This window comes from Streptomyces sp. NPDC054932 (assembly GCF_053610205.1).
On record NZ_JBSGXU010000022.1, the window covers coordinates 1 to 16,140 of the forward strand.

At 70.9% G+C, this 16,140-nt stretch carries 12 protein-coding genes; 9 read left to right on the forward strand and 3 right to left on the reverse strand.

The features are described from left to right. The first annotated feature begins 293 nt into the window (after nucleotides 1-293). Nucleotides 294-4,202 carry a MobF family relaxase gene (gene mobF, locus ACWGE1_RS09100; protein WP_453419867.1) on the forward strand — a complete coding sequence of 1,303 codons (3,909 nt, stop codon included), beginning with the start codon at nucleotides 294-296 and terminating at the stop codon, nucleotides 4,200-4,202. A 102-nt stretch (nucleotides 4,203-4,304) separates the two neighbouring features. Here the strand turns inward: mobF and ACWGE1_RS09105 are convergent, their stop codons facing one another. From ACWGE1_RS09105 to ACWGE1_RS09115, 3 genes are all read right to left on the reverse strand, one after another. After that, on the reverse strand, nucleotides 4,305-4,859 hold the full coding sequence (locus ACWGE1_RS09105) for a hypothetical protein (protein ID WP_453419868.1): 555 nt from the start codon (nucleotides 4,857-4,859) through the stop codon (nucleotides 4,305-4,307). A gap of 114 nt (nucleotides 4,860-4,973) precedes the next feature. Continuing rightward, nucleotides 4,974-5,552 carry a hypothetical protein gene (locus tag ACWGE1_RS09110; RefSeq protein ID WP_453419869.1) on the reverse strand — a complete coding sequence of 193 codons (579 nt, stop codon included), beginning with the start codon at nucleotides 5,550-5,552 and terminating at the stop codon, nucleotides 4,974-4,976. A 23-nt stretch (nucleotides 5,553-5,575) separates the two neighbouring features. Next, nucleotides 5,576-6,700: an NlpC/P60 family protein gene (locus ACWGE1_RS09115; RefSeq protein WP_453419870.1), complete on the reverse strand. Its 1,125-nt coding sequence runs from the start codon at nucleotides 6,698-6,700 to the stop codon at nucleotides 5,576-5,578. 322 nt (nucleotides 6,701-7,022) lie between these two features. Here ACWGE1_RS09115 and ACWGE1_RS09120 point away from each other — a divergent pair, with 322 nt between their 5' ends. From ACWGE1_RS09120 to ACWGE1_RS09155, 8 genes are read left to right on the forward strand one after another with little or no spacing between them, the layout of a single operon-like run. Then, nucleotides 7,023-7,856, forward strand: a complete 834-nt coding sequence (locus ACWGE1_RS09120) for a hypothetical protein (RefSeq protein WP_453419871.1) — start codon at nucleotides 7,023-7,025, stop codon at nucleotides 7,854-7,856. Between the two features lie 16 nt (nucleotides 7,857-7,872). Continuing rightward, the gene (locus ACWGE1_RS09125) at nucleotides 7,873-8,214 is read left to right on the forward strand and encodes a hypothetical protein (protein ID WP_453419872.1); all 342 of its coding nucleotides are present in this window, start codon (nucleotides 7,873-7,875) and stop codon (nucleotides 8,212-8,214) included. Further along, nucleotides 8,211-8,999, forward strand: coding sequence for a hypothetical protein (locus tag ACWGE1_RS09130; protein WP_453419873.1), 789 nt, complete (start codon nucleotides 8,211-8,213; stop codon nucleotides 8,997-8,999). Before ACWGE1_RS09125 ends, ACWGE1_RS09130 begins: the two co-directional genes overlap by 4 nt. Then, nucleotides 8,989-10,833 (forward strand): hypothetical protein, encoded by a 1,845-nt coding sequence (locus tag ACWGE1_RS09135; RefSeq protein WP_453419874.1) that lies wholly within the window; start codon nucleotides 8,989-8,991, stop codon nucleotides 10,831-10,833. Before ACWGE1_RS09130 ends, ACWGE1_RS09135 begins: the two co-directional genes overlap by 11 nt. Before the next feature lies 1 nt (nucleotide 10,834). Further along, nucleotides 10,835-12,355 carry an SCO6880 family protein gene (locus ACWGE1_RS09140; RefSeq protein ID WP_453419875.1) on the forward strand — a complete coding sequence of 507 codons (1,521 nt, stop codon included), beginning with the start codon at nucleotides 10,835-10,837 and terminating at the stop codon, nucleotides 12,353-12,355. Continuing rightward, a complete protein-coding gene (locus ACWGE1_RS09145; RefSeq protein WP_453419876.1) occupies nucleotides 12,355-13,905 on the forward strand; it encodes a type VI secretion protein in 1,551 nt (516 codons plus the stop codon). The genes ACWGE1_RS09140 and ACWGE1_RS09145 overlap by 1 nt, the downstream gene beginning before the upstream one ends. A gap of 1 nt (nucleotide 13,906) precedes the next feature. Continuing rightward, nucleotides 13,907-15,589 (forward strand): type IV secretory system conjugative DNA transfer family protein, encoded by a 1,683-nt coding sequence (locus tag ACWGE1_RS09150; RefSeq protein ID WP_453419877.1) that lies wholly within the window; start codon nucleotides 13,907-13,909, stop codon nucleotides 15,587-15,589. A gap of 31 nt (nucleotides 15,590-15,620) precedes the next feature. Further along, nucleotides 15,621-16,136 carry a hypothetical protein gene (locus ACWGE1_RS09155; RefSeq protein WP_453419878.1) on the forward strand — a complete coding sequence of 172 codons (516 nt, stop codon included), beginning with the start codon at nucleotides 15,621-15,623 and terminating at the stop codon, nucleotides 16,134-16,136. Nucleotides 16,137-16,140: the final 4 nt, after the last annotated feature.

The following is a 16,140-nucleotide window of genomic DNA, read 5'->3' on the forward strand; positions in this document are numbered from 1 at the left end:
ACCCCCCACCCGCGCCAAAACGAGATCCGGAGTGGTCTGGTGGGACCGGTTATGTTTATAAGACACCCGGGCATTGGAGTGTCCTGTCAGCAATCCGCTGACAGGACTCTCCAATGCCGGAAGCAGTCGAATTCGAGGTGGATATACGTCCGTTGATCTGTCATGAGCATGGCTAAATGGGGTCGCTTGTTCGTCCGCAGGCTCAGTTCTTTCAATCTCGTTAGCACTCCAGGTATCTTCGATACGCGATCATGGATCGCGATGCGGTGGGCACCGGATGAGGGGGTGGGCAGGTGGGGTACGCGACACCCATCTACGCCCCCGAGCAGGTCGAGTACCGGCTGAGCGAAGACTGCGGATGCGACCGGGCCGAGGACGCCCAGGTCGAGTACCGGCTCGCCGGAGAAAGCGCCCTGCGGTGGATCGGCGGCGGCCTGGTCGAGCTGGATCTGGTCGCCGGTGAGCGTGTCGATCCGGACGCCGCACACGCCCTGATGGACGGTCGGGACTGGCGTACCGGCGAGCAGCTGGTCGCCCGGAAGAAGGCACTCGATCCGCGGGGGAAGGTCACCGCGCACGTGCTCGTGGACGCTGTCTCCGAGGCGGCGGCCGCGGCCGGGAAGAGCGTCTCGGAGTACCTGGGCCGGCCCGCGCTGGCGAAGCGGTTCGACCGGGCCCAGCGCGGCATCCTGCGCGACGGCGAGAGTCACTTGCTGCCGCTGGCCGACGCGGAGCGTCTGGCCGCGGCTGCCGGTCTCGTCCTCGATGGGCTGTACGGCGCGGACACGGTGGCCGAAGCCAGGAAGTGGATGCGGCACCACGTCGACGTCGGCCTGCGCGGCGTGGACATCACCCTCGATCTGCCGAAGAGCATCTCGGCCGCCTACGGGCTGGCCGGCGCCGAGCTCGCCGGGCGGATCGAGGAGGACTGGCTGGCATCCGTCACCGAAGCCGTGCACGCGCTGGAGGAGTGGGCGGCGTACGGGATGGCCGGCCACCATGGGGACGGCCAGCAGGCTGAGCGGGTGGAGACGTCCGGCCTGATCGGCTGGACCACCCTGCACCGTTCCGCACGCCCGGTCGACGGCTCGCCCGGCGACCCGCACCTGCACGTCCACGTGAACATCGCGCACATGGCGAAGTGCGCGGACGGCAAGTGGCGCACGATCGCGGGCGGCGGCGAGGACCTGCACCGCTACGCCCACCTGATCAACGAGATCGCCGAAGGACGGCTCCGGGCCCGCCTCACGGAGACGCATGGGGCCCGCTTCGAGCGCTCGGCGACCACCGGGGCGTGGGAGCTCGCCGGAGTCGACGAAGGCCTGCGTGACGCGTTCTCCCGGCGCCACCAGCAGGTCATCGACCTGGCGGGCGAGGGCGCCTCACGGGAGCAGCAGAAGACGGCCGCCCGCCAGAGCGCGGAGGCCAAGGAAGACGCCGGCCCGGACGCGCCGAGGGAGGCCTGGCGCACCCGGGCGGCCGCCGAACTCGGCGGCGAGGCCGCGGTCGACGCGATGGTCGCGGCCGCACTGCCCGGGCGCGACGGTTCGGCGCCGCCGCTGTCTGCGGGCGGCGGCCCGCGGATGCCGAGCCCGGCCGAGATCGCGGCCCAGATCTGGGACGCCGAGCACGGGCTGACCGCGTCCCGCAAGACCGTCTCCCACACGCACGTGATGGCGGCCGTCGCGAAGACGCTGCCCTTCCTGCTGTCGACGCAGCAGCTGACCGCGCTGACGGACGAAGTCCTCGCGGTGGGCAGCCACGCGGTCCGCCTGGCCGACTCCAACCGTGGCCACCACGCCCACCGGCAGCGCTACACGCACACCACCGTCGTGGCCGCCGAGCAGACCGTGATCGAGTGCGCCACGGCCGGCCTGGAGCAGCACCTGGCCCAGCTGACCGCCGAGGCCGCGGAGATGACGCTCGCCTCCGTCGAGGTCGCCAACTCCACCGCCGACCGCCCCTTCGTCTTCAGCGCCGAGCAGCGCGCCGTGGTGATGCGGCTGCTGACCGCCGGTCACGCGGTCGACGCGGTCATCGGCGTCGCCGGCGCGGGCAAGACCACCCTCATGCAGGCCGCCCGCACCGGCTGGGAAGCCGCCGGACTGCGCGTAGTCGGCGCCTCTACCGCGGCCGTCGCCGCCGCGAACCTGGCCGCCGAGGCGGGCATCGAGTCCCAGACCATCGCCGCGTGGACCCGCGAGGTCAGCGGCGGCCGCGGCCTGCACGGGGTCGGCGTACTGGTCATCGACGAGGCCGCGATGGTCGACGACCGGGCGCTCGCCGCACTCCTGCGGCATGCCGCCAGCACCGGCACCAAGGTCGTCGCCGTCGGCGACCCGCTCCAGCTCCGCGCGGTCGGCATCGGAGGCGGCTTCGCCCGCATCCACCGCATCGTCGACGGCCTGGAGCTCACCGAGAACCGCCGCCAGCGCGACATCGTGGAGCGGGCCGCCCTGCAGGACTGGCGCAGCGGCGGCCGCACCAGCGCGCTCGCCGCCTTCGCCGCCCACGGCCGCGTCCACGCCGAGGACACCGCCACCGACGCCCTGACCTCGATGCTAGGCGCCTGGAACGAAGCCCGGACCCGCTGGGCCGGTGACCCCCACGGCCAGGTCTCCGACCTCCTGCTGCTCGCCGCCCGCCGCGCGGACGTCGCCACCCTCAATGCCGGCGCCCGCGCCGCGCTCGTCGCCTCCGGAGAGCTGGAGGCAGGCCGTACGTACGCGGTCGCGGGCGGAGGACGGATCCAGTTCGCTGCCGGAGACCTGGTCCACATCCGCCGCAACGATTACCGCAGCCGGCGGGACGAGTCTGCGGTCGACGTCCTCAACGGCTTCCGCGGCATCGTCTTGGAGGTGAACGCCAAGCAGGGTGTTCTGGTCCAGTGGCGCCGCCCCCAGCCGGCCGGCGGGTTCGTGATGAACGAGGCCTGGATGTCTGCCCGCGACATCGCCGAGGGCCGGCTCACCCACGCCTACGCCATGACGATCGGCTCCGCGCAGGGCCTCACCGCCGACGTCACCATCGCCTACGGACTGCACGCCGACTCCCACAGCCTCTACCCGGCCATGTCCCGCGCCCGCCAGGAGAGCCACCTCTACCTGCCGCTCGACGAGCTGGAAGACCACCCCACCCGGGCCGCCCTCGGCCCGGTACGCACCGACGCCGACCGCCTGGACCGTGCAGTCGCCGCGTACGGCCGCATCCTGCAGGCCGACTCCGAAGACACCATGGTCACCGACGAGCTCACCCGCATCCCCGCCGCCCGGACCCTGGTCAAGGAAGAGCCCGCCTACACCCCGTGGCAGCAGCGCCCGTACGGGCACCTGCCCTCACAGCACCTGGCCGCCCGGGCAGCCGAGGAGACCGCCGCCGCACAGCGCGCCGAGCACCTGGCCGCCGAGCACGAGCGCCAGGCCGGCGAACAGCAGCGCAGGCTGGACGCCCCCATCACCCCGGGAGGGGCACTCGCCGCTGAGGCGTACGAGGTTCTCTCCCGGTCCGGCGGCTGGACGCAGCGGGCGCGAGAGGAAGCAGCGCGTCACGCTGCGGCGGAGCGGCATGCCGAGTCGATGCGTCGGATCCTGGACCGGATCGAGCAGTCCGCGCAGAAGGGCCGGATGGCGCTCCGGCTGGCTGGCACCAGCCGGAAGGAAACGCTCGCGCTCACCACCCAGTACCAGCAGCAGCACGCGGCCGCGATCGACGAGGTTCAGCGGGCTTCGCGAGCATCCGCTCAGGCGCTGCGCGAGGGCTGGCAGGCCCTCACCGCCTACCCGCACATCTCCCTGCTTGCGCCAGGCGGGACCACGATCCCGCCCAAGGACGTCCCGGCGATGGACGTTGTCCTGGAGGCGATGCAGCAGCGCGTCCCCGTACTGGCCGCTCGCCTCGACACCCGCGTCGCCGAGGACGTTCAGCAGCTGCGGGCCAGTGCACTATCCCAGCGCACGGTGGCCATGCGGCACCGCGCGAGCGTGGTCGAGATGCAGCAGGAGAACGCCCTCCGCGAGGAGATGCGGGCCACGGCGCCCATCCGGCACGCCCGCGAGGCCGACGAGCGGGCCGCCACCCTGCGAGGACCGCAGGGCCAGAGACCCTCTCCGGCGACACGGACTCCTTCCCCATCCCAGCAGCACCAGGTCCCCGCCAGGCCCGGGGTCGGGATGGATCGCGGGAGTCAGCCGCCGCGAGCGTAAGAGCCTGCTTCTGAACGAGCAGCAGGCCGCTGCTGGCCACCTGTCCGACCGTTGACTGGTATGACTGCCAACCCCCAAGCCAGTTCGCGATGTACGAGACGGTCAGGCGGCGTCCCCGGGGTGCCCTCCCGGGGGCTGCTCCGCGGCTGTGGCGAGGACGTCGACCAGGCGCCGGAGCGAGTGCAGCGCGGCGTCGTCGGGGGCGACATGGTGCAGCAGCAGGTAGGCGCTTCCGCCCTCCAGGGCGTGCTGCACCAGCTTCCCGGCATAGACGGTGTCGTCCGCGTCGCGCACGGCGGCCCGTACCGACTCCTCGGTCCAGGCCATCCGCGCGAGGCCGGCGGCGAACTCCAGCTCGCCCCGGTACGGGATCCAGCGGCGTTCCTCGTACGCCGCGAGCAGGGTTGTGGCGTCACGTTCCACTACCCGCCACGCGAGGTCGGCGGGTCCCATGTCCGTCTTCCCTCGGCTGGGCCGGCCGGAGTGGCAGGGCTCGCAGAGGGCGACCCGGCGAGCGATACCGGAGGCCGGGTGGAAGGTGACTGTGAGGGCCGGATCGGCGAGGACCTGGTCCTCGTCCGGGCACAGGTGGCAGCGCGGGGCGACGGCGACCAGGCGGAGCGCCCTGGCGCCGGGGGCGCGGGAGATCGGGGTCATCACCGGTGCCCAACGAGGTCGGCGTACGTGCGTGACGCGGTGCCCCTAGAACGCGAAGAGGCAACTGCCCGGCCACCGCTGGGCACGATCGGCGATTCCTTCAGCGGCTGCGGTTCATGATGTGGGCGCTGGCGCGGCGAGGCCTTCATCGGACCGCTGGAGCTGCTGGAGGTGCTCCTGCATGCGGGAGACCGCTTCCGTCCCGGCACCGTTCAGCTGCGCGAAGGCCTCAAGCAGGCCCTCTGCAAGACGGACGGCATCCGAGGCTGGCAGCGCCTCCCACATGCTGTACGCCCGGCGGACCGCGAGGACTGTCTCGGTGTGCTCAGGTCCGTGGAGGCCAGCGTGCAGCCGGACGACGTGGAGGTACCAGGCCACCGCGATCTCATGGTGACCCGTCAGAAGTGCGAGGTATGCCCGGACCTCCCGGACCCGCACCGTCTCGATGTGCCGTTCGCCGTGCGCGGCCGTGGTCTTCGCGTCGAGTTCCTCGGCGAGGACGTTCGCGCGCACAAGGTCGACGGACGCAGCTGCCTGAATGGCGGCCAGCTGCTCGGCGACTTCTCCACTCACGTCGGCGGCGGCCTCGACGGCAGGAGGGGCCTTGAGAGGGGAGAGGGCCTCTTCGACTTCCGCGCCCGCCCAGAATCCTGGGTCGACGACGCCCCAGGGGCGGAAGAGGGTCTGGTCCATGGGAGTTCCTGTGCTCGTGTCGGTCACCAGGCCACCACCCGGCGGATGCCCGTCGCCCGGGTCATGTAGCTCGTCGAGTTGCGCCAGCTGCTGTACGGGACGATCCGCGTGCGGACCCCAGTCCGCGGGGACTCGATCAGGAGACCCGATCCGATATACATGCCGACGTGCCCGGGGCTGGCGGCCGAGCCGTCGGAGCCGGCGTTGAAGACCAGGTCGCCCGGCTTCGGGCTGTCCAAGCCCACCTGGATGGGCAGGTTGATCTGGTCGAAGGTCACGCGAGGGATCGAGATCCCGGCCGCCTTGTATGCCTGCTGCATCAGGGACGAGCAGTCGCACCAGTGCCGGGGGTTCGACCCGAGGGCGTTGGTGCAGTCGCCGCCGAGCTGGTACCAGCCGCCCTTCTGGGCCAGGGCCCAGGCCACGGCGGTGCGGACCTGGGGCGGGGTGTCGGGCGGCAGCTCGAAGCCGGCCGGAAGCTCAACGGGCCCGCCGCCTCCGCCCACGGCCGCGGTGTACTTCACCGACTGCGCCATGATCGCTTTGACGTAGTTGTACGTCTGCCCGTCGGCGAAGCCGATCGGGGGCACGCCGCGGTATTCGATGACGGCGCCGAAGCCCGCGTTGTACCCGGCGAGCGCCAGTTCGATGGGGCTGCCGGAATACTCGGGATGCTTCTTCGCGTCCCTCAGCAGCCCGCACATCATGGAGCCCTGGCTCGGGATGGCGTCCCGCGGGTCCATGACGTCCTTGTCGCCGTCGCCGTCGCCGTCCAGGCCCTCAACCGCCCATGTGCCGGGAATGAACTGGGAGATGCCGTAGGCGATCGGCGCCTTGGTGACGGGGTCACGTGAGATCGCGGTCGGATCGAATTTGCTCTCGGCCCATATCTGGGCAGCCAGAATGGCCGGCGGCAACCCCTCGTTGCACTTAGCGGCGGCGGCGAGGATCAGCGGCGCATACTCGGCCGGAACACCGTCGGGACCCCCGATCCTCAACGACCCTGCTGTCGGCCACGTGCCGACACTGCGTCCCTTGCTCTCGTCCTCCGCGAGCGCGGCGACGAGCATCACGACGCCGATCCCAAAGGCCAGAGGGGTGGCGACCACCCCTGCAACAGCTACCCCCAGCCACCGTTTCGCCCCCATCCGATTCCCCTCGGCCGTCCCCCTGATTTGCGCCCACGAAGACCCAATCCAGCCATCATGGCCGGTACTTGATCCATCTGGGATCGCGTGGCAGATCGTGACACTATGCCATTTCCGCTTGCGGGAGGGGTCGCTGAATATCCCTCAGTCAATTCGGAATGGCCGGTGTAAGGTGCCGATGCGTTTCACCTTCGAGCCGGTGACCATGTGAAGTTCACATTAGCGACGGCTCTGCGTGGCGTGCTTTGGGGGAATCATGGGTAAAAGGGGCAACTCGGCGCCCTTGGGGCTGCCCGAGACCGCGCGCCTTGTCGTGCCGGTGATGGCTGCAACCGGAGGCAGCGCGCGCTCCACCGTCGCGCACCTCCTCGCCGACGAACTGGCCGTGGCGGCCGACACCGTCGTGCTGGACCTGGCCCCCCGCCTCGCCTCCCCCTGGCCGACCTGGAGCGGCGGGTCACAGGCCGCTGCCGGTCTCGCTGCGCTCCCGCACGACCAGCCCCTGACACGTGGTGTGGTCCGAGGCGCAGCGGCAATTCGCAGGGCCGCCGAGGGTGGCTGGCACGTGGTGACCGACGGACGCGAGTGGCATGCCGCCCCGCTGAGCCTGCCGCCCGAGCCGGCCGCCTGGTACCAACTGGGCGCCGCTGGCGGATGGCAGGCCGTTGTCGCGGACACCGCCCACCCGATAGCGCACGACGTCCTCGCGGCCCGGTGCTCTGGATCTCCGAGTCTGACCCGCGCCTGGTGCGACCTGCCCTTCTCCGTCCCGGTCCTGTGCGCCCAGGCCACCGCCGACGGCATGCAGACCCTCCAGCAGGCCGTGATGGTGCTGCACGCCGAAGGACTGCCGCTGCAGCGCACCGTGGTCGTTCTGGCCGCCACCGCGGACGGGCGCCCGCCTGCCGTCGTCCGGGCAGCCGCCACCATGCTCTCCGCCCGTGCGGCGGCCGTGGTCCACCTGCCCCACGACGCAGACATCCGCGCCAACGGACTCCAGGCCCAGCCGGCCCGGATCCGTACGCGAACCCGGCAGGCGGCCCGGGAGCTGGCCACCGCCGTGCTCGCCGCCGCCCGCGAATCCTTCGGCGACCCGCTGCCGGATGCTCCGCAGCCCGCCCCGCTCCCTGCCGTTGCAGTCCCTGCTGCCGTCTGACGAGGAAACACCGAACATGAGCCAGTTCCTGATGAGCCTGTACACCCTTGCCAGCGACCCCGCCGTCGCCACTCTGGCCGACGGCGTGGGGCCCGTGCCCGACTTCGACCCGGCGCTGCCCGCAGCGGTCAACACCCCGACCAAGACGATCCTGGCCTGGACCGCCGGCGGAGGCCTGGCCCTCGCCGTACTGGGCGGGCTCAGCGGATGGGCGCTCGTTGCGATCGGCCACAACACCGAGAGGGCCGCGCTGGCGGCCCGCGGCAAGCAGAGCGTGCTGTGGAGCCTGATCGGCGCGGGCGGCATCGGGCTGACGTCCTCGCTGGTCCTGGCCGTCTTCACGATGACGAGCGCGTGAGCGTGGACTCGTCCAACGGGCTCAAGGCCCGCAGAGCCCGACTCATCCTTGCCGCCATCGTCATCGCGGTGGCCGCCCTGCTGGTCGCTGGTGGATTCACCGCGGCCACCCTGATGGGGGACGACACCAAGGGAAAGCCGCAGGCCGAGGCAACTCCGTCCGCCAGCGCACCCGCTCCGACGAGCAGTGGCGCTTCCTCCGACGGCCCGATGACCCCGGAGAAGGGGAAGAAGATCGTGCTGTCGCCCCGCACCGGACAGAAGGACGGCGTATCCACCGGCTTCCCGGCCTCCCCGGTGGGCGGCATTTCCGCTGCCGTCTACTTCTGGGAGGAGTTCGCCTGGCTCGACGACGAGAAGGCACGCCAGCAGCTGACCGCGGTGGCGTCCAAGGATGCGCCCGCCTACGTCGACAAGCGGGTCTCCGAGATCCGCAAGATGCGCGAGGCCATCGGCCTTCCCCCGTCGGGAGGCATTCCGGCCGACGTCAGCTTCAACACCGCCGTCCACGCGGCACGGGCGAAGACCCTCAACGCGCCTGGCCTGCCGGTCGGGCACGTCATGCAGGTGTGGCTCTCTTACGACCGCTTCGCCACCGGACCCAAGGGCGGCCGCGACGAGAACCCTCTGCGGGGGGACACGGTCGACTTCATCGTGAAGTGGCAGGACGGCGCGTGGAAGTTCACCGACGAGTTCGACAGCCTGGGCGACTTCCCAGTCGCCTACGAGCCCACCAGTCGATTCGCCTGGACCGACGGGTGGGCCCAGGTGCGCCATGCCGGCTGACCGCTTCCAGCGGGCCACTCGCGCTGTCGTCCTGCTGTGCGCGCTGCTCTCCTTCCTGAGTGCCGGCGCCACCCTCTCCATCGCTGTCGCTGCGGACGATCCGAAGTACCACGCGTCCGTCGGCCCGCCCGATCCCATCCCCAAGGAGTGGGCGCAGGACTGGAGCATCGGCCTCGACCCACAGGGCAAATACTGCCTGGTCGACCAGATCGGCGACATCAACAAGTGCCACCTGCCGGGACCGAATGACCCGCCCTTCCCCGGCAGGACCATTCCCTGCGAGGGCGCGGACGGCAACGGTGCGGCCGAGTGCTCCCCGGAAGACCGGAGAGAAGCCGAGACCCGCCGATTGGAGAGGTGGCGCAAGGACTTCCCCGACAAGCAGTGGAAGAACTACGAGCCCCTCAACCAGTACCTCACCGCCTGCGTAGTGAAGGACGGTAGGCCGTTCTCGGTGTGCCAGAAGGAGGGCGAGGCGAAGTATCCGCCGCCCGCCAAGGGGCCGCTGGACTGGGTAGCGGGAAAGTTCTCCGAGTTCGCTTCCAACGCCTTGAAGGAAGCCGCGAGCTACATCGGGAAGTCGGTCGTCTGGCTGCTGTCGCAGTTCGCGGAGATCTTCAACGACAACTCCTCGATCAACCTGGGTGACACCGGCGTCGGGAAGTTCACGATGATGATGACCGCGTTGTCTGCGGTCCTCGCCGTCTTCCTGCTGCTGATCCAGTTCGGGAAGGTCGCGGTCAGCCACGACGGCGGGCCGGCGGCGACCGCGTTGATCGGCCTGGCCAAGTGGGCCGTCATCTCCTCCGTCTACCTGGTCGTCGCGCAGACCGCCCTGGACTGGTCCGACGCGATTTCGACCTGGATCATCAACAAGACCTTTGAGGGTGGCGGCAGTGGCAGCGACGGGGCGACGCAGGCCATGCAGCAGCAGCTCGGCACCCTTTTCGGTGGCCTGATCACCGGAGGCGGCGGCACCGCCACCATCGGCGGCGCGCTCATCGCCGGTGAGACGGTGGCCGCCTCCGCGGTCGGCGTCGTCATCGTCATGGGCATCGTCTGCATCCTGGCGATCGCCGCCCTGTGGGTGGAGATGCTCATGCGGCAGGTCGGCATCGTGATCATCATCGCGACGATGCCCATCACGCTGGCGGGGCAGCTCTCCGACGCCACCGCCGAGTGGTGGCCCAAGGCCCGCAACGCCTTCACCGCCCTGGTCCTGATGAAGCCCGCGATCGTCGCAGTGTTCTCCATCGGCTTCTTCGCCATGTCCGAGGGCAAGGGCGTGCAGAACATGCTCGTCGGCTTCGTCATGTTCCTGGCGGCGTGCTTCTGCTGGCCGGTCTTGGCGAAGTTCATGGTGTTCACCACCAACGGCGCGGGGAGCTCCATGGCCTCGGGGTGGATCAGCTCGATCGGCTCCTCCGCCTCCTCGTCGAGCGGCGGATACCGTCCGGACCCCAGCGGCGCCGGAGCGGTCGGCGGCGGCCCCGGCTACACCAAGGCCCTGGAGTCGGAGAACTCCACGCCCACAGCCGCTCCCGCGGGTGGGGGCGGCGGCGGGCCTGTCAAGGCCGCGGCCCGCTTCGGCGGCAAGGCCCTGGGCATGGCCGCCTTCGGCCTGCAGGTGGTGGCAGCCGGCAAGGACTCCCTGGAGTCCGGCCTGTCCAACACGGCCGCCCACGCAGGCCTCGACCAGGGTTCCGGCGGCGGACGGCACGTCGTGATCGCCCCGCGCCGCGGAGGGGGCCCCGCGCCCGCTCCGGTTGGGGCGCCCGCCGAGGTACCGCCCGATCCGCAGCCCGAACCAGCCTCCTCCTCAAGCGAGGGATGACATGTCACAACCCGTTTCCTACGGAGGCTGGCAGTCCGAGACGACCGGCTTCATCGGACGCCTGTCCGGACCCGGCTTCGCAATGGTCGCCGCGGCCTCCCTGCTCGCGCTCATGCCGTTCAACGTCGGCTGGCAGGCCGCGTTCGTGTGCGTGCCGATCGCGCTGGTCTTGATCGCCCTCGCCTTCGGGCGGGTCTCGGGGCTCAGCGCAGACGAATGGATCTCTCTCGCAGTAAGGCACCAGATCTCCGTGGCTACCCGACGCAACCTCTTCTTCTCCGGCGCCTTCGCCCCGCGCTCCGCCAAGACCGGGCGCCAGCCGATGGACCTGCCGGGCGTACTGGCCCGGCTGCGGATCCTCGACGCCCCCGACGGGCTCGGCGGACAGCTCGGCGTCGTTCACGACCCCGTGGCCGGCACCTACAGCGCCATCGCCCGCATCACCTTCCCCGGCCTCGCCCTGGTCGACACCGACAAGCAGGCCGCGCGGGTGGCGTCCTGGGCGCAGTTCCTGCGGTCCTACTGCACCGAGGACTCCCCGGTCACCCGGATCGCAGTCCACCAGCGGTGCCTGCCCGACGACGGCGCGGCCCTGGCCTCCTGGACCGCCCGGCACGTCACCTCCGACGCGCCGGCCGCCGCGGTGACCGCGCTCGCCGAGCTGATGGACGGCGCAGGTCCCGCCGCGGCCACCCGTGAGACGTATCTGACGGTGACCCTCTCCAGTGCCCGGGCCCGCCTCGCCATCAAGGGCGCGGGCGGCGGCCAGACCGGTGCCGCGGCCGTCCTCGTACGCGAACTGCACGCCATGGGCCAGGCGCTGTCCACCGCGAGCCTGCAGGTCACCGAGTGGCTTCCGCCCCGCAAGGTCGCGGCGACCGTGCGTACCGCGTACGACCCCGAGGCCCAGCAGATGCTCGCCACCCGCAACGCCGCCGCCCAGGCTCCCGACTGGACGGGCACCGCCCCGGGTGTCGACGTCGACCTCGCCGGCCCCGCCGCAACCGAGACGGTCTGGGGCGTCTACCGGCACGACGGCGCCTGGTCGGTGTCCTACCAGGTCCGGACCTGGCCGCAGGCCGAGGTGTACGCGACGATCCTGCAGCCCCTTATGCGGCCGCGGCAGAACGCCCGCCGGGCCATGACCCTGCTCTACGAGCCGATCGGCCCGCGCCGGGCCCGCCAGGAACTCGCCCGTGACAAGGCCAAGCGGAGCTCGGCCCGACACCTGCGTGCGAAGTCGGGCAGGGACGAGAGTGAGGACGAGCGCCGCGAGGAGGCCATTGCCCGTCAGCAGGACGTCGCCCGCGCTTCCGGGCAGGGCGTCATGCGGATGACGGCCGTCCTGACTGTGACCGTCACCGAGCTCGGCGAGCTGGAGACCGCCTGCGCCGAACTGCAGGCCGACGCCGCCGCGTCCGGCCTGGAGGTGCGCCGGATGTGGGGCGCCCAGGACACCGGCTTCGCCACCGGCGCCCTGCCGCTCGGCCAGGGCCTGCCCGACCGACGGATGGGATTCTGATGGGCCTCTTCTCCCGCCGGCCGGCGGGCGACACCCTGCTGGAAGCCATGGGTATCGACGAGGCGGCCGGCATTGCAGACCGCCCGCCCGTGCAGCTTCCGCAGCAGAAGACCGCTCGTGAACAGCGGCGCGAACGCCTGCTGGAAGACCCCGACACTGCCATGCGGGTGGCCCCCAGGAAGGGCTGGACTCAGCCCTTCGCGGGTCGGGCCGCCTCTGTGCCGCGCACGGAAGTGGTGCGCGCCGACACCGCGAACGCCGCCGGGATATACCCCTACCTCCATGCGGCGAGCCTGCCGCCCATCGGCGCGTACATCGGCCGCAACGTTCTGACCACGGAGGCCTTCAGCGCCCATCCGGCGGTGTGGGTGAAGGAGGGGCTGTGCACGAATCCGAACGTCATGATCACGGGGATCCCCGGCTCGGGTAAGTCCGCGCACGTCAAGGCGCTGGCCTTGCGGCTGATGGCGTTCGGGCACCGCACGCTCATCGCCGGGGACGTCAAGGGCGAGTACCAGGCCCTGTGCCGCCACCTGGGCGTGGAACCCGTACGCCTCGGCCCCGGCCTGCCAGGTCGCCTCAACCCCCTGGACGCGGGTCCGCTCGGTGTCGGCCTGGACCTCATCAAGGACCCGGCCGAGCTCAAGTCCCGCCTCACCGAGATCCACCGCCGCCGCCTGACCCTGCTCAAGGCCCTGCTCGAACTCCAACTGCGCCGCACCCTGCAGCCCCAGGAGGAGGAGGCCCTCGACGTGGCCGTACGCGAGGTCACCGGCGAACTCCACGGCACCACCCGCCTCGCCGTGCCCACCATCCCGCTCGTCTACGACCGGCTGCGCGACCCCACCGACGCGATGGCCCGCGAGCTGCGCATCCGCGACGGGGAAGTCCAGCGTGCCCGCGAGCAGATGGCTTCCATCCGCTCCGCGCTCGGCGGGATGGTCACCGGCCACCTCGGCGGCCTCTTCGACGAGGCGACCTCCATCGACCTGGACTGGGACGCCCCGATCCAGTCCGTCGACATCTCCGCCCTGCAGGAGTACGGCGACGAGACCGTCGCGATGGTGCTGTCCTGCGTGTCGACCTGGGCGCAGTCGGCCATTGACCAGCCCGGACAGAAGCCGTGGATCGTTGTCCGCGACGAGCTGTGGCGGCAGATGCGCTCCGGCGGGGCCACGATGGTCAAGAAGATCGACAGCGACCTGCGCCTGTCGAGGGCGACCGGCACCATCCAGGTTCTGGCCACCCACCGCCTCAGCGACTTCGAGAGCGTGGGCGCGGCCGGCTCTGAGGCCGTCGCCATCGCACGCGACCTCATCGCCTCCTGCGAGACCCGCATCCAGCTCGCCCAGGACACCCGGCCCCTGCAGATCACCCGCGAGGCCATCGGACTCACCGACTCCGAATGCCGCCTCATCGGTTCCTGGGGCGCCGGACAGCGCGGCCGGGCCCTGTGGAAGGTCGGCCGCGGCGGCGGGCACGCGGTCCAGTTGATGCTCTCCCGCACTGAGGAACGGCTGTTCGAGACCGACGAGAAGATGGTGATCTGACATGTCCGAGCGCACCGGCCCGTCCGCCGCCGGACTGGACGACAACACGTTGCTCGCCGCGTACGGGGCGGGCATGGTCGTCACCATCGGCAGCTCCGTCCTGCTCGCCGGACCGCTTGCCGGACTGCTGTCCGGCAACGGCTGGGTCGGCAGTTCGGACAGTGTTCCCGTCACGGTGATCTCGGCCCTCGTCAAGGGCCCGGCTTCCGTCTACCAGCCCGCCCCGCCCCCCTGGCTGTTCTACGTGCTCACCGTCGTCCTCGTGCTCGCCCTGGGCGCCGTCATCGTCAAGGTCGCCAGCGCGGTGTCCTTCGGTGGCCGCTCGGGGGGAGCCCAGTGGGGCGGAGCGAAGATCGAGCGGAAGATGTCCGCCCACAACGAGCCGGGCAAGCGGGTCAACCGCATCACCGCCGGCCGGGGCCTGCGGACCCAGAAGGTCGTGGCCGCCCAGCCCAACATCTCTGCCACCGTGTTCGGCGTACCCGGATCGTCGAAAACGACGGGCCTGGTCCTGCCCAACGCCGCCGAATGGGAAGGGCCCCTGGTGGTGACCACCACCAAGGCCGCGGACCTGGACATCATCTACGCCCGCCGCCGCTGGTTCGGTCCCGTCTGGGTCATCGCCCCGGCCGGCATTCCCGGCCGCGTCGGCGACCACTGGTCGCCGGTCGAATACTGCACCGACGCCAAGGCCGCCGACCGCATGGCCTCTTGGCTGGCCGAGGCCTCTTCCTCCGGTGACGACAAGCGGGCAGCCCCCTGGATCGACCAGGCAAAGAGCGTCCTCAAGGGCATCCTGCTCGCCGCCCACCTCTCCGGCGGCGGTATCTCCGACATGCGCCGCTGGATCTCACTGGGCAAGGACGCCGTCGACCACGTTCGAGCGATCCTCCTCGCGCACGGCTTCACCGACGTCGCCGACGACTACGCCTCGCCCTGGTTGCGCCTGCACGAGGACGGCATCGGGTCCATCCAGTTCAGCCTCAACGTCCTGGCCCGCGTCTTCGCCGACGAGGAGGTCCGCGAGACCTGCTCCCGCTCGGACTTCGACTTCGAGGAGTGGCTCGACAAGCGGGGCACCATCTGCATCATCGCCTCCGAGGCCGACGCGGACCGCTTCGCCCCGCTCATCAGCTCCCTGATCGCCGGCGCCATCCACGCGGCGGAATCCCGCTACAACTCGACGGGCAAGCCCATCGACCCGAGCGTCGGCGTCCTCGTCGACGAGGCCGGCAACATGCTGCGCTACCCCCGGCTGCCCAACATCCTCACCACCGGCCGCGGCATGGGCATCACCATGCTGACCGTGTGGCACGACCTGTCCCAGCTCCGCGAATCCCTCGGCGTCCAGAAGGCCAACACCGTCCTGTCCGCGAGCGGCCTGCGCATGCTGCTGCCCGGCTGCGGAGACCTGGAGACCCTGCGCTACTTCTCCGGCCTGTACGGGCGGACCGAGGTCATGAAGACCAGCCACGGCCGATCCCGCGGCGAGCACTCCACCAACACCCAGGCCACCGAGACAGACCTCGCGCCGGTCCACTCGCTGCAGCAGCTCCCCGACTTCACGGCCATCGCCCAATACACCAACCTGCCGCCGATCAAGGTGAAGATGCGCCTCACCTTCCGCGACAAGGACCTCAAGAAGCTCCTCGCCGAGCCCAAGGCCAGCCCCGCCAAGAAGTAGAGCTGACGAAGACCGAGCCCAGGAGGCGCACGTGCCGGACCCGCTGAACCCCGCAGATCTCTGGCCGATGCCGCCCGGAGCCCCCCAGACGCCCGAGCCACAGCGCTGGGTGTGGGCGGCCATGGACCCCAAAGAGCGGCGGATCCGGATGCGCGAGCTCGGCGGATGGGTCGACTGGCTCCGCCGCACCTTCGAGCTCCACAACACGATCACGCACTGCTGGTACCGGCACTCCGCGGTCGTCGAACACCTCACCGCCCTCTACGCGGGCTGGCTCCGCACGTACGCCGGGGAGGAGGCACCTGGGCGCGAGCTTGCCGAAGCCGAGTGGATCAACACCCTGCACGCCTTCGTGCCGCGCCTGCAGCTCGCCGCCTGCGCGACCGGCACCCACCAGGACCCGCCGCTCATCGTCCCCCCGCCGTCCGGCAGCGACGAGGCCTTCGAGCTGTACCTGAAGCTCTCCGATGCGACGAGCGCTTCCGCCGTCCACCCGGCGGCCGCCGAGCTCAGCCGCCGCGAAGCCGAGCTGAACGCGCCGCTGTAGAGGA

Bases quoted from the DNA above. Each gene is read 5' to 3' on its own strand.
- ACWGE1_RS09115 (WP_453419870.1), bottom strand. From the start codon at position 6,700: ATGGGGGCGAAACGGTGGCTGGGGGTAGCTGTTGCAGGGGTGGTCGCC.
- ACWGE1_RS09145 (WP_453419876.1), top strand. From the start codon at position 12,355: ATGGGCCTCTTCTCCCGCCGGCCGGCGGGCGACACCCTGCTGGAAGCC.
- ACWGE1_RS09125 (WP_453419872.1), top strand. From the start codon at position 7,873: ATGAGCCAGTTCCTGATGAGCCTGTACACCCTTGCCAGCGACCCCGCC.
- ACWGE1_RS09140 (WP_453419875.1), top strand. From the start codon at position 10,835: ATGTCACAACCCGTTTCCTACGGAGGCTGGCAGTCCGAGACGACCGGC.
- ACWGE1_RS09105 (WP_453419868.1), bottom strand. From the start codon at position 4,859: ATGACCCCGATCTCCCGCGCCCCCGGCGCCAGGGCGCTCCGCCTGGTC.
- ACWGE1_RS09120 (WP_453419871.1), top strand. From the start codon at position 7,023: ATGGCTGCAACCGGAGGCAGCGCGCGCTCCACCGTCGCGCACCTCCTC.
- ACWGE1_RS09150 (WP_453419877.1), top strand. From the start codon at position 13,907: ATGTCCGAGCGCACCGGCCCGTCCGCCGCCGGACTGGACGACAACACG.
- ACWGE1_RS09110 (WP_453419869.1), bottom strand. From the start codon at position 5,552: ATGGACCAGACCCTCTTCCGCCCCTGGGGCGTCGTCGACCCAGGATTC.
- ACWGE1_RS09135 (WP_453419874.1), top strand. From the start codon at position 8,989: ATGCCGGCTGACCGCTTCCAGCGGGCCACTCGCGCTGTCGTCCTGCTG.